Here is a 13,775-nt window from a genome sequence, read left to right as displayed (position 1 = left end):
AGCATGGCGCTGAACGACCAATCCACCCAGATTCGCCCTGGCGAAGAACTTGATGCCAGCCTGATCGATCCCTACCTCAAGGCCCATATCCCGGGCCTGACCGGCACGCCCACGATCAGCCAGTTTCCCGGTGGCGCGTCCAACCTGACCTATCTGCTGGAATACCCGGGCCAGGAGTTCGTGCTGCGTCGCCCACCTTTCGGCCACAAGGCCAAGTCCGCCCATGACATGGGTCGCGAATACCGCATTCTCAATCAGCTCAAAGACGGCTTCCCGTATTGCCCCAAGGCCTATGTGCATTGCACGGATGAGTCGGTAATCGGCGCCGAGTTCTACGTGATGGAGCGCGTCAACGGCATCATCCTGCGCTCCGACCTGCCGGCCGAACTGGGCCTGGACGCGAGCAAGACCGAGGCGTTGTGCAAAAGCTTCATTGATAAGTTCGTGGAACTGCACCAGGTGGACTACAGCGCCTGCGGCCTGGCGGACCTGGGCAAACCCGAAGGCTACGTGGAACGCCAGATCCGTGGCTGGAGCGACCGCTACGAAAAAGCCCTGACCCCCGACGCCCCGCGCTGGGATGCCGTACGCGCCTGGCTCAATGACAAAATGCCCGCCGACCATCCGACGTCGAGCATCGTGCACAACGACTACCGCTTCGATAACGTGATCCTCGACCCGCACAACCCGATGCAGATCATCGGCGTGCTGGACTGGGAGCTGACCACCCTCGGCGACCCGCTGATGGACCTGGGCAACACCCTCGCCTATTGGATAGAAGCGGCCGACCCCGCGCCGGTGCAACTGATGCGTCGTCAGCCGAGCAACGCGCCGGGCATGCTCACCCGCCGTGAGTTTGTCGACTACTACGCTGAACGCTCGGGCATCCAGATCGACAACTTCGACTTCTACTACACCTACGGCCTGTTCCGCCTGGCCGGTATTGTGCAGCAGATCTATTACCGCTTCTTCCATGGCCAGACCCAGGACAAACGCTTTGCGCAGTTCATCCACATGAACACGCTGCTGGAGCAGATGAGCCTGAACGTCATCAGCAAATCCGCGCTCTGATCGCCTACAACAAGGAACCGCTATGTCCAAGACCAACCTGTTCGACCTCGACGGCAAGATCGCTTTTGTCTCCGGCGCCAGCCGTGGCATCGGCGAGGCCATCGCCAAGTTGCTGGCCCAGCAAGGCGCTCATGTGATCGTCTCCAGTCGCAAGCTGGAAGGCTGCCAGCACGTGGCCGACGCGATCATCGCCGACGGCGGCAAAGCGACTGCCGTGGCCTGCCATATCGGTGAAATGGAACAGATCACCCAAGTGTTCGCCGGTATCCGCGAGCAGTTCGGACGCCTGGATATCCTGGTCAACAACGCGGCGACCAACCCGCAGTTCTGCAACGTGCTGGACACCGACCTCGGTGCGTTCCAGAAGACCGTTGATGTGAATATCCGGGGCTATTTCTTCATGTCCGTGGAAGCCGGCAAGCTGATGCGCGAGAACGGTGGCGGCAGCATCATCAACGTCGCGTCGATCAACGGGATCTCCCCCGGTGTATTCCAGGGCATCTACTCGGTGACCAAGGCCGCCGTGATCAACATGACCAAGGTATTCGCCAAGGAATGCGCGGCGTTCGGCATTCGTTGCAACGCCTTGCTGCCTGGCTTGACCGACACCAAGTTCGCCTCGGCGCTGGTGAAGAATGACGCGATCCTGAAAATGGCCCTGGCGCAAATCCCGCTCAAGCGCGTGGCCGACCCGAGCGAAATGGCCGGCGCGGTGCTGTTCCTGGCCAGCGATGCGTCGAGCTACACCACCGGTGTGTCGCTGAACGTGGACGGTGGTTTCCTGTCCTGATCAAGCATTCGGCGGTTGTTGCCGAAAGCTCACTGCCAGGCGGTTCCAGCCACTGATGCTGGACACCGCCATGGTCAGGTCTACCAGTTCCTGCTCGCTGAACTCCACCCGCACGGCGGCGAACAGTTCATCCGACACCACCGAGGTCGGCAGTGTCGCGACCGACTCGCTCCAGGCCAACGCGGCCTTTTCCCGCGCCGTGAAGAATGGCGAATCCCGCCAGACGCATAACGCGAACAAACGTCGCTCGGTCTCGCCGCGCTGACGTGCCGCCATCGAGTGCATGTCCGTACAGAAACCACAGTGGTTGAGCTGCGAGACACGGATCTTGATCAGTTCCAGCAAAGGCTTTTCGATGGACAAGCCGAAGGTCGTCGCCTCCAGCATCAGCATGCCTTTGAGCGCCTGCGGTGAGGCGGTGTAGTAATCCAGGCGGGGTTCCATGGGGGTTGCTCTCTGGCGGTAGGTTCAATGATAGTCCAGCCTAGAACCCACAGGGCACACGCCCTATAGCCAATCGGCCGGTTTATGCAGAGACCATTTTGAGCCAGCCGCGCACGCGCGTACGCTTGGCGCAAAGTAAACGCTCGGAATAAGACATGGAACTGCACGTTGTGATCAACGGCCGTAAGGATCTGGCCGAACAGTTGTACCAACAGTTACGTGAAGCCATTGGCTCCGGGCGCCTGGCCGCGGGTGCGCAACTGCCGCCCAGCCGCCTGCTCGCCGAGCAACTGGGTGTGTCGCGTAAGACCGTGTCGGACACCTATGCCACCCTGACCTACGAGGGATTGCTGATCGGCAAGACCGGTCGCGGCACCTTCGTCAACGCCCGTGCGCCACAGACCGAACGCCTGCAAACCGCCACCGACCTGGCCTGCGCCGCCAATCTGGCGAAGTGGCAATCACTGCCCTCGCCCATGCGTCATCCCGCCCGCGACAGCACGCTGCGCTACGAATTTATCGGCGGCGCCACCAGCCGCAACCAGTTCCCTCAGGATGAATGGCGACGCTGTACCCAGGACGCCCTGCGGCGCATCGCCCAGAACAGTGGCTTCTACAGTCAGCCCGAAGGCCTGCCGGCACTGCGCAGTGCCATCGCCGGGCATATCGCGTTTTCGCGCGGGGTCAACTGCCGTGACAGCGACATCGTGGTCACCAACGGCGCGCAGCAGGCGCTGGACCTGATCGCCCGTGTGGTACTGGAACCGGGCAGCATCGTCGCCATGGAAGACCCCGGTTACAGCCCCGCGCGCCAATTGTTCATGGCGATGGGCGCCAGCGTCGCGAGCGTGCCAGTGGATGAACACGGCATTCGGGTGGACCTGATTCCCGACGGTACGCAGCTGATCTACGTGACGCCTTCCCACCAATTCCCACTCGGCATGCCCATGAGCGTGCCACGCCGTCAAGCCTTGCTGGCCCGGGCGTTTGAGCTGGGCGCGATCATCATCGAGGACGACTACGACAGCGAATTCCGCTACGAGGGCCGGCCCACCGACTCGCTGCAAAGCATGGACACCCGCGGCGTGGTCACCTACGTCGGCACCTTCTCGAAAACCTTGCTGCCCGAGTTGCGCCTGGGCTATGCGGTGCTGCCGCCGGCCATTTATGGCGCAGTGCTCAAGGCCAAGCAACTCACCGACCAGCACAGCTCGACGCTGCCGCAATGGGCCTTGGCCAAGTTCATCAGCGAGGGCTACCTGCTCAAACATATCCGCCGCTGCCACACGGTCTACGCCGGGCGCCGTGAACGCATCCTGCAGCGCTTGGCAGGTGACCTGTCGCCATGGTTCGAAGCGGTGCCAACCGTGGCCGGGTTTCACATGGCCGCGCTGTGCAAGGTACCGGTGAACATCCCGTTGCTCATGGAACTGGCGCGCCGGGTGGAAGTGGGCTTGTACCCTCTGGACGTGTTCTTTCACGATGCGCCGGTCCGCCCAGGCTTGATCATCGGCTTCGGCGCCATCGAGACCCTCGATATCGACCCGGCGTTGGACAAGGTCCGCGATATCCTGCAGCAGATTGGCTAGTGGATTTTCCAGCCGATTGGTCATTGGTCCTGTCACTCCCAGGTACTAGCCTGTGCACTGACACCCGACCTCGGAGACCCTCGTCATGCCAGCCTGTGCCTGCAACACTGTCCATGTCCGTGCGGCGGCCGGGCGCTCAAGTGAACTGGGCGAGCGCCTGCAGCAGATAGCCAATGCCGTGCGCACCGCCCCTGGCTGCCTGGACTACGCCGTGCAACGCGACCCGCTGGACCCCGACCTCTGGACCGTCAGCGGCCGTTGGACCAGTGCCGAACAGCTCGTTGCGCACTTCCGGTTGCCGGCCCTGCAAGGGTTTATCGAATTGACCGGCGAACACCTGGCGCGCCGCCTGGATTTCGACCACTGAGGCATTGGTCTCCTGCTCTTTGCCGGGATTGGTCATTGGTCACCCAGGCACGGCGGCGTAGGGTGAAGCGGTCTCGAACTACTCGGAAACCTCGCCATGAAACGACTGCTCGCCGCCTCGCTGATGCTCGCCTCCCTCAGCGCCTTTGCCCACGAACCGGTGTACAACCAGGAATCGATCAAGGTGCTGCAAGAACATGCCTTGACCAACGTCCCCGGCAAGAAAACCATCATGCTCACCGTCGACTACGCCCCCGGCCAGGCCACCGTACCCCACAGCCACACCGGCACCGCCGTGGCCTACGTGCTGGAAGGCGCGATCACCTCACGGGTGAATGATGAGAAAGCAAAAACCTACAAGGTCGGTGAATCGTTCTACGAACCGGCAGGTTCGCGGCACTTCGAATCGAGCAATGCCAGCCAGACCAAACCGGCCAAGTTGCTGGTGGTGATCGTCCTGGATGACAAGGCGCAAGTGCTCACGCCCCTGCCAAAACAATAAAACCCTGTAGGCCAAGCTTGCCGGTGATAGGGGATTAACATTCAACCCTTTCGCTGAATGACAAACCGCCATCGCCGGCAAGCCAGCTTCCACATTTGAATCGCGGGTTGCCGTTAGACAGTGGTCGGCTGCCAGGCCAGCTGCTACAGGTCCAACCACGTAGGGTCAGTCATTCAGGGACGCTTGAACTGACGGCGCAACTGCTCAACCCGCTCACGACAGGCACACCCTTCAAGGTGATCATTGACCATCCCCATCGCCTGCATCAATGCATACATCGTGGTCGGCCCCACAAACGTCCAACCACGCTTCTTCAACGCTTTGGACAACCGCACCGACGCCGGTGACGTTGGATTCCCCGTCCAATAAGCCAGGTCCACCACAGCCGGACGCTCCTCATCACCTGGCTCAAACGCCCACAACCAGCGCGCCAGCGAACCGGTCTCATCCACCAACTCACACGCCCGGCGCGCATTGTTGATGGTGGAGACGATCTTGGCCCGATTGCGCACGATGCCCGGGTCCTGCATCAGCCGCTCGATCTGCGCGTCGCCATACTGCGCCACCCGGCGAAAATCAAACCCGTCGAACGCCGCGCGGAAGTGCTCGCGCTTACGCAAAATGGTGATCCAGGCCATGCCGGCCTGAAAGCCCTCCAGGCAGATCTTCTCGTACAGCTGGATATCGTCCGCCACCGGCACGCCCCACTCCGCGTCGTGATAACGCGGGTATTCCGGCGCCGCCGTGCGCCAAGTGCAGTGGGTGTGCCCGCTGTCGTCAGTGGTCAGTCCTGGTACGTCCATCCATCACCTCATGTGCCGAGCGGCGGATGATAAGCGAAAAAAATTCCCACCCGCCAACCGCTCAAGCATCGCCTTTACCGACCAACTGGTCAGACCGGGACCTGCCAACCGTCAAATAATTGCTTGTGATTTCAAAAATACCGGGCGTAGACTGGCCCCGCACTGGACTTACCGGTATGACCACAACAATTAAGCCCTGGAACCACCAGGGCACCGAATAGAGATCCCTCCCATGCTCAGATGGTGCTCGCGTTCGATTTTCCTGCAAGTCGTGATTGGCCTGATGCTCGGCATAATCTGCGGCCTGGCCCTTCCCGAATTCTCCTCGCAACTCAAACCCCTGGGTGACGGCTTTATCAAGCTGATCAAGATGCTGATCGGCCTGATCGTATTCTGCGTGGTGGTCAGTGGCATTTCCGGCGCCGGCGACTTGAAGAAAGTCGGGCGTATCGGCCTCAAGTCAGTGATCTACTTTGAGGTCCTGACCACCGTCGCGCTGGTGATCGGCCTGGTCATGGCTTTCAGCACCGGTATCGGCCAAGGCGCCAATATCCACCTGGAGCAGTTGTCGTCGGCGGGCCTGAACGAACTGGCCGACAAGGGCCAGCACATCCGTGGCACCAGCCAGTTCCTGATGGACTTGATCCCCAACTCGGTGATCGGCGCCTTTGCCGATAACAACGTGTTGCAAGTGCTGCTGTTCTCGGTGCTGTTCGGCAGTGCGTTGAACCTGGTGGGTGAAGCGGCCTCTGGCATCTCGCGGCTGATCAATGAACTGAGCCACGTGATCTTCCGCATCATGGGCATGATCGTGCGCCTCGCTCCCATCGGTGTGTTCGGCGCGATTGCGTTTACAACCAGCACCTATGGCCTGGATTCCCTGCAACACCTGGGCAGCCTGGTGGGATTGTTCTACCTGACCTGCTTTGCCTTCGTCGGGCTGATCCTCGGCCTGGTAATGCGTCTGTCGGGCCTGCGCATGCTGCCTTTGCTCAAATACCTGCGTGAAGAGCTGCTGATCGTGATGGGCACCGCCTCCTCCGACGCCGTGCTGCCACAGATCATGCGTAAACTTGAACATCTGGGCATCGGCAGCTCCACCGTGGGTCTGGTGATCCCAACGGGGTATTCGTTCAACCTCGACGGGTTCTCCATCTACCTGACCCTGGCCATCGTGTTTATCGCCAACGCCACCGGCACGCCGCTGTCGATGACTGATCTGATGACCATCCTGCTGGTATCGCTGATCACCTCCAAAGGCGCCCACGGGATACCCGGGTCAGCGCTGGTGATCCTGGCGGCGACGCTCACGGCGATTCCGGCGATCCCGGTGGTGGGCCTGGTGCTGGTGTTGGCGGTGGATTGGTTCATGGGCATCGGTCGTGCATTGACTAACCTGATCGGCAACTGTGTGGCAACCGTGGCCATTGCGCGCTGGGAGAAAGATATCGATATCCAGCGTGCCAACAAGGTGCTCGACGGCCAGCAAGGGTATGCCTTCCAGGCCAAGAAACCGGTATTGCCCGCGCACCAAGAGTTCTGACCGATTTCATGAGCGACACCGTTCAAATGTGGGAGCGGGCTTGCTCGCGAAAGCGCTGGGTCAGTCACAGATGTATTGACTGAATAACCGCATTCGCGAGCAAGCCCGCTCCCACAGTTAAGAGTCGCCATGCTCGCTAATGTATTCGCAACATAAAGGAGAGGTAGACGTGATCAGCACCTCAACCGTCGTCAATTCAGTCGTAGAAAAACTGCGCGCCGCCCTGGCGCGGGGTCAGTGGCGCCGTGGCGAAATGCTCCCCGGCCAACGCGAACTGGCCGAACAGATGGGCATCAGCCGGCCCAGCCTGCGTGAAGCGGTGATCGTGCTCGAGACGCTTGGCCTGGTGCGCTCCATGCCCGGCAAAGGTGTGGTCGTATTGGAGACCAGCGTCAGCGAGCCACAGTCCAGTGACGCCGTGGCCGACGCCAGCCTGGAAGATATCCTGCAACTGCGCTACACCCTCGAACCCTTCATTGTCGGCCTGGTAGCCCAGTCCATCAGCAGCAAGGAAGTCGGCCAACTGCGCCTGACCCTGATGGACATGCGCGAAGCCCTCGACGCGGGTGACGCGGAGGCCGGAATGAATGCCTACATCGGTTTTCACGAAGAACTGTTCGCCCTCACCTCCAACCCGATCTTCCAGAACGTGGTGCAACAGACCAGCAACGCCCTCAAGCAAAGCGCCCAGGTACTGCGCAACTCGCCAGAACACCTGGCCGAGCGCCTGCATGAGAACGAAGCCGTGGTGCGCGCCATCCGCAACAAGAACAGTGCCCTGGCCAGTGCCGAGATGCGTCGGCACATTCTTCAGGAAGGCCTGCGCATGGGGATTCGCTTGAACATTCCGGATGACCATCTGGGTAGCTGAATGACTGGAGACTGGCCATGACCGCTCACGCGCTGCAACGCGACCCCATACTCCCTGCCCTGCGCCTGGTCGCCGGCAGGAAGCCTTCGGTGGATGACATCTACCCGCGGCTGTTCGACGCCATTCTCGAGCAACGCATTGCGCCCTCCAGCCGTTTTACCGAAGAAGGCCTGGGCGAAACCTTCGGCGTGAGCCGCAGCGTGATCCGGCGGGTGCTGGCCAAGCTGTCCCATCAGCAAGTGATCATCCTGCGCCCCAACCAACGGGCCCAGGTGGCGGCGCCGGATGCGCAGCAAGCCCGGCAGATTCTGGAAGCGCGCAGGATGACCGAAGTCACCGTGGTGCAGTTGGCCTGTGCCCAGGCAACACCCCTGCAAATACGCCAATTGCGCGAGCTGATTGCCCGCGAGCGCGACTGTATCGAGCGAGATCAGCGTGGGCCGGCGATTCGCCTGTCCGGGGAATTTCATCTGCAACTGGCCGCCATGGCCGGCAATGCTCCCCTGGCACAGTTCCTCAACAGCCTGGTGCCGCTGACGTCGTTGATCATTGCCCAATACGAAGCGAAAGCCTGCACGTATTGCGCGTGGCAGGAGCATGTGGCGATTGTGGAGGCGGTGGAGCGGCGTGACTCAACGACCGCGGTGAACCTCATGATGCAGCACTTGGATCATCTGGAAAGCAGACTAGTAAAACACCACTGCACCTAAGTGAATGCAGGTCAAAACGTGCCCTTCAGTGTTTGATAAATAGCGTTCCAACAAAAAGCCCCCGCATCTCACGATGCGGGGGCTTTTGTTTTACCGAGGGATTACGCCGGTTGCAGCACCGACTGTCCACTCAACGCCAGGTCCAGCAGCTCGCGGTTGGCCACCGCGTACATGGCGTAGTCCGTGCCGACCGCAGCACGGATTTCCACCATCATCGCCACCCAACGCTCGGCCATGTCCTTGTGCTGCTCAAGCCACAGGGCCACACGGGCTTCCATGTCTTGTGGCGCATCGGCCATTTGCAGCACGGAGATGGTAATCGCGCGTTGCTGCCAGTCCACGTCGTCGCGGAAGGCTTCGCGGGCCTGGGCCTGCCAGTTGTTGGCCACCGGCAGGTCGCTGATCTGCTGCAGGTACCACGGCAGGTCCAGGGCGCTGCCGACGGCGAAGTAGGCCTTGGCCACTTCGGCGGCGTCATGCCCGGTGACGTCAGCGGCTTCGATGATCGGCAGCAAGGTGTACAGGTGGGTAGTGCCTGCAACCATGCGCGCCAACAGCTCCGGCACGCCGGCTTCGGTGTAGGCCTGGTAGCGGGTCTGCCAGCCTTCGCGGGTCGGGCCTTCCAGCAGTTCGTCGAGCTTGAGGCCCAAGGCGGCCAGGTGCGGACCGAAGTGTGCGGTGTCACGGCCAGCGTCCTGCTCGTTGCGACGGCTGCGCAGGAACCAGCGCGTGGCACGACGCCCCAGGCGCATCAGCTCGTCCATCAACTGCAATTGCACGTCAGCGGAGACCTGGTGGTCCAGGGCTTCGATCTGACGGAACCAGTGCGGGAGGTGGAAGATGTCGCGCACGATCACATAGGCGCCCGCCACGTTCGCGGGGCTCATGCCGGTCGACTCTTTGAGTCGCTGCACGAAGGTGATGCCCATGTGGTTGACCAGGTCGTTGGCGATCTGGGTGCTGACGATTTCGCGCTTCAGGCGGTGACGACGCATGGCCTCGGAGAACTTGGCCACCAGGCTCGGCGGGAACGCGGTCTCCATGTCACGGGTCAGGTACTCGTCATCGGGTACCAGCGACTTGAGCAGCGCTTCCTTGAGGTCGATCTTGCTGTACGAGATCAGCACCGACAGCTCCGGACGGGTCAGGCCCTTGCCATTCGCGGCGCGCTCGGTGAGCTGCTCCTCGGTCGGCAGGTACTCGATGGCGCGGTCCAGCTTGCCACGGCCTTCCAGGTCGCTCATCAGGCGCTTGTACTCGGCGGCACGCTCGTAGGCACGGCGCGCAGCCAGGGACAGGGCCTGGGTCTGCTTGTAGTTGTTGCCCAACACCAGGTGGCCGACTTCGTCGGTCATGCTCGCCAGCAACTGGTTGCGTTGCTTGTCGGTCATGTCACCGGCCTGCACCACTTCGTTGAGCAGGATCTTGATGTTCACTTCGTGGTCGGAGCAATCCACGCCACCGGCGTTGTCGATGAAGTCGGTGTTGGAACCGCCGCCATTGAGGCCGAATTCGACACGACCCAGCTGGGTCATGCCGAGGTTACCGCCCTCGCCCACCACCTTGCAGCGCAACTCGTTACCGTTGACGCGCAGTGCGTCGTTGGCCTTGTCGCCCACATCGGCGTGGCTTTCAGTGCTGGCCTTGACGTAAGTGCCAATACCGCCGTTCCACAACAGGTCCACCGGTGCCTTGAGCAAGGCGTTCAGCAGCTCGGTCGGGGTCAGCTTGTCGGCGGAGATATCGAAGCGTTCTTTCATCTGTGGCGAGATGGCAATGCTCTTCGCGCTGCGCGAGAAGATACCGCCGCCTTCGGACATGATGCTGGTGTCGTAGTCGGTCCAGGCCGAACGCGGCAGCTCGAACATGCGCTGGCGCTCGACGAAGCTGGTGGCCGGGTTCGGGTTTGGATCGATGAAGATATGCAGGTGGTTGAAAGCCGCGACCAGTTGCAGCTTGTCGGACATCAACAGGCCGTTACCGAACACGTCACCGGCCATGTCGCCGACGCCCACCACGGTGATGCTGTCTTCCTGCACGTTGATGCCGCGCTCACGGAAGTGACGCTGCACCCCGACCCACGCGCCCTTGGCGGTGATGCCCATTTTCTTGTGATCGTAACCGGCGGAACCACCGGAAGCGAACGCATCGCCCAGCCAGAAGCCGTAGTCGATGGCGATGCCGTTGGCGATGTCGGAGAAGGTCGCAGTGCCCTTGTCCGCTGCTACCACCAGGTACGGGTCATCGTCGTCATGGCGCACGACGTTGGCCGGCGGCACCAGGGCGCCGTCTTTCAGGTTGTCGGTGATATCCAACAGGCCGGAAATGAAGATGCGGTAGCAGGCGATGCCCTCGGCCGCGATCTCGTCCCGGCTGCCGCCCAATGGCAGGCGACGCGGCAGGAAGCCGCCCTTCGCACCCACGGGCACGATGACCGAGTTTTTCACTTGCTGGGCTTTTACCAGGCCAAGCACTTCGGTACGGAAGTCTTCTTCACGGTCGGACCAGCGCAGGCCACCACGCGCGACGTTGCCGAAACGCAAGTGCACGCCTTCGACGCGTGGCGAGTACACAAAGATTTCAAACTTCGGCACAGGCTTGGGCAGTTCAGGGATCGCGTGCGGGTTGAACTTGAAGCTGAAGTACGACTTGTTCTGGCCGTTGGCGTCGGTCTGGTAGAAGTTGGTGCGCAGGGTAGCCTTGATCAGGTCCAGGTAGCGACGCAGGATGCGGTCTTCGTTGAGCACCTGAACATCGTCCAGGGCCGTGAGAATCGCTTGTTCCAGGCGTTGCTGCTTGTCTTCCAGGTCTTCACTGGTGAGCTTGCGCGCCAGGTAGAAGCGCGTCTTGAACAGCCGCGTCAACTCGCGGGCGATGTCGGTGTGGTTGTTCAGGGTGCTGGCGATGTAACCCAGGTCGAAGCCCAGGCGGATCTGCTTCAGGTAACGGGCATAGGCACGCAGCAGCGCAACGTCGCGCCACGGCAGGCCGGCAGTCAGTACCAGGCGGTTGAACGCATCGTTCTCGGCGTCGCCGTGCACGATGTGCACAAATGCGTCTTGCAGGGTGTCGTTGAGCTGCTGGATATCCAGGTTCACGCCTTCGGCGGCGATGAACGCGAAGTCATGGATCCAGAACTCACGACCATTAGCGTGACGCAGGCGGTACGGGAACTCGCCCAGCACACGCAGGCCGAGGTTTTCCAGGATCGGCAACACGTCGGACAGCGCCAGCGGGGTGTCAGCATGATAGAGCTTACAATGCAGCTCGCGTTGGCCGGAGACCTGGCCCAGCGGCTGATAGAAGCTCATCACCAGCGGGTTGGCTTCGGTGAGGCTCAGCAGGTGTTGCATGTCGACCACGGCCGAATGCGCGGCGAAGCGCTCGCGGTAGCCGGCCGGGAAGCCTTTCGGGAAGTCGGCCAGCACGTTGGTGCCGTGGGCTTCGCCGAAGCTTTCTACGACGAGGCTGGAGTAGTCGTCCTGCCAGCTGCGGCAGGCCTGCACCACTTCTTTTTCCAGCTGCAGCGGGTCGATGTCCAGGCGGTTCTTCGGGTCAACCCGCAGGATCAGCTGTACACGGGCCAGCACGGATTCGGAGAAGAAGGTCCAGAATTCGCAGTCCGAGGCCTTCAGGCGATCCATCAACACTTGCTGGATCTTCTGGCGTACTTCGGTGGAGTAGATGTCGCGCGGCACGTAGGCCAGGCAGTAGCAGAAACGACCGTACGGGTCTTTGCGCAGGAACACGCGGATCTTGTTGCGTTCCTGGATCTGCACGATCGACATCACGGTGCTGAACAGTTCGTCGACCGGGGTCTGGAACAGGTCATCACGGGGCAGCACTTCGACGACCTGGGCAAGCTCCTTGCCCAGGTGAGCCTTGGGCTGGAAGCCGGAACGGCGTTCGATTTCCGCGACCTTGCGGCGGATGTACGGAATGACCCGCACGCTTTCGCCATACACCGAGGAGGTGTACAGGCCCATGAAACGGTGTTCCTTGATGACTTTGCCGTCGGCGTCGATCTCACGGATCGACACATAGTCCGGGTAGGCTGGGCGGTGCACGCGGCTTGGGTGCGCCGCCTTGGCAAACGACAGCACGGTCGGCTCACGCAGGTAAGCCACGGCATAGTCTTCGATGCGCAGGTCGTCGGCGGTGAGGCCGGCGCGCAGCAGCTTGGTCAGACCGAGGAAGGAATCGGCGTCATATTCAATATGACCGCCGTCTGCCTCGTCACGTACCACGAACTCTTCATAGCCGAGGAAGGTGAAGTGGTTGCCCACCAGCCATTCCAGGAAGTTCTTGATCTCGGCTTTTTCTTCGCCGTCGATGACAAACTGGCTGGCGTCGATACCGGCCAGCAGGTCCTGGACCTTGGCTTTCATCGGTTCGAAATCAGCCACCGCCACGCGCACTTCGCCCAGCACCTGCTCCAGCTCTTTGCTCAGCACGTTCAGTTCGGCGGCGTTGGCGCAACGGTCGATTTCCAGGTACATCAGCGATTCTTGCTGGATACCTTCGCCTTGGGTGCCCTTGGGCAGGATTTCCAGCAGCTCGCCCTTGGCGCCACGGCGTACGCTGAGCACGGTGGTCTGCAGGGTGTGGATGCTGTAGCCACGGCGGTTCAGTTCGGTACGGACCGAATCCACCAAAAATGGCAGGTCATGGTGCAGCACTTCGACCGCGGTGTGGGTCGACTGCCAGCCATGACGTTCGTAATCGGGGTTGTAGACCCGCACTTGCGGTTGGGTGTGATCAAAGCGCTCAAGCAGGCGCCAGGCAGACAGGGTGCAACCGGCCAGGTCGGAAAGGCGACGCTGGGTCAGTTCGTCCAGGGAAATAATGCCGAAAAATTGCTCAGCGAACAGCGCCACTTGTGGCAGTGCCTGTTCACTGATGTGCTGCGCCAGTGCCGATTGCAGTTGATGCTGGAAGTCGGCCTTGCTGGCTGCGGTGAAGAACGCCATCTGTGGTACTCCGCTTGGGCTTGTTATTGATGAAAGCGTCGCGTGTTATCCCCTTGCGGGGAGACCGTCAGCGCTGTTCGCTGGTACTGATATAAGCACACTAGCGAATCAGGGTG

General features: G+C 61.3%; 11 protein-coding genes. 8 read left to right on the top strand and 3 right to left on the bottom strand.

Features of this window, described 5'->3' with window-relative positions:
- The first annotated feature begins 3 nt into the window (after positions 1-3).
- Positions 4-1,071, top strand: a complete 1,068-nt coding sequence (locus tag KHP07_RS07075) for a phosphotransferase family protein (protein WP_078048740.1) — start codon at positions 4-6, stop codon at positions 1,069-1,071.
- Positions 1,072-1,093: 22 nt separating this feature from the next.
- Positions 1,094-1,861, top strand: coding sequence for an SDR family oxidoreductase (locus KHP07_RS07070; protein WP_034106094.1), 768 nt, complete (start codon positions 1,094-1,096; stop codon positions 1,859-1,861).
- Here the strand turns inward: KHP07_RS07070 and KHP07_RS07065 are convergent, their stop codons facing one another.
- Positions 1,862-2,305 carry a carboxymuconolactone decarboxylase family protein gene (locus tag KHP07_RS07065; protein ID WP_099491571.1) on the bottom strand — a complete coding sequence of 148 codons (444 nt, stop codon included), beginning with the start codon at positions 2,303-2,305 and terminating at the stop codon, positions 1,862-1,864. It lies immediately after the preceding gene.
- Positions 2,306-2,460: 155 nt separating this feature from the next.
- On the opposite strand from KHP07_RS07065, the gene pdxR reads away from it, so the two are divergent.
- From pdxR to KHP07_RS07050, 3 genes are all read left to right on the top strand, one after another.
- Complete coding sequence (gene pdxR / locus KHP07_RS07060; RefSeq protein WP_214496870.1) at positions 2,461-3,894, top strand: MocR-like pyridoxine biosynthesis transcription factor PdxR; 1,434 nt, start codon at positions 2,461-2,463, stop codon at positions 3,892-3,894.
- An 85-nt stretch (positions 3,895-3,979) separates the two neighbouring features.
- On the top strand, positions 3,980-4,261 hold the full coding sequence (locus KHP07_RS07055; protein ID WP_078048743.1) for a putative quinol monooxygenase: 282 nt from the start codon (positions 3,980-3,982) through the stop codon (positions 4,259-4,261).
- Between the two features lie 96 nt (positions 4,262-4,357).
- Complete coding sequence (locus tag KHP07_RS07050; protein WP_099491576.1) at positions 4,358-4,762, top strand: cupin domain-containing protein; 405 nt, start codon at positions 4,358-4,360, stop codon at positions 4,760-4,762.
- 173 nt (positions 4,763-4,935) lie between these two features.
- On the opposite strand, the gene KHP07_RS07045 is transcribed toward KHP07_RS07050, so the two are convergent.
- On the bottom strand, positions 4,936-5,565 hold the full coding sequence (locus KHP07_RS07045) for a DNA-3-methyladenine glycosylase I (RefSeq protein WP_099491577.1): 630 nt from the start codon (positions 5,563-5,565) through the stop codon (positions 4,936-4,938).
- A 217-nt stretch (positions 5,566-5,782) separates the two neighbouring features.
- On the opposite strand from KHP07_RS07045, the gene KHP07_RS07040 reads away from it, so the two are divergent.
- The 3 genes from KHP07_RS07040 (at position 5,783) to KHP07_RS07030 (ending at position 8,689) form a co-directional block, all read left to right on the top strand.
- Positions 5,783-7,108: a C4-dicarboxylate transporter DctA gene (locus tag KHP07_RS07040; RefSeq protein ID WP_177409504.1), complete on the top strand. Its 1,326-nt coding sequence runs from the start codon at positions 5,783-5,785 to the stop codon at positions 7,106-7,108.
- Between the two features lie 169 nt (positions 7,109-7,277).
- On the top strand, positions 7,278-7,979 hold the full coding sequence (locus KHP07_RS07035; protein ID WP_214496869.1) for a FadR/GntR family transcriptional regulator: 702 nt from the start codon (positions 7,278-7,280) through the stop codon (positions 7,977-7,979).
- A 17-nt stretch (positions 7,980-7,996) separates the two neighbouring features.
- Entirely contained in the window at positions 7,997-8,689 is a 693-nt protein-coding gene (locus KHP07_RS07030) for a GntR family transcriptional regulator (protein ID WP_099491578.1), read from the top strand.
- 101 nt (positions 8,690-8,790) lie between these two features.
- Here the strand turns inward: KHP07_RS07030 and KHP07_RS07025 are convergent, their stop codons facing one another.
- On the bottom strand, positions 8,791-13,659 hold the full coding sequence (locus KHP07_RS07025) for an NAD-glutamate dehydrogenase (RefSeq protein ID WP_078048748.1): 4,869 nt from the start codon (positions 13,657-13,659) through the stop codon (positions 8,791-8,793).
- Between the last annotated feature and the right edge of the window lie 116 nt (positions 13,660-13,775).

Source organism: Pseudomonas sp. VS40 (genome assembly GCF_018587885.1).
Lineage (GTDB): Bacteria > Pseudomonadota > Gammaproteobacteria > Pseudomonadales > Pseudomonadaceae > Aquipseudomonas > Aquipseudomonas pergaminensis.
Note: the sequence above shows the minus strand (reverse complement) of the source record. Positions and strands in the feature narration are given on the sequence as shown.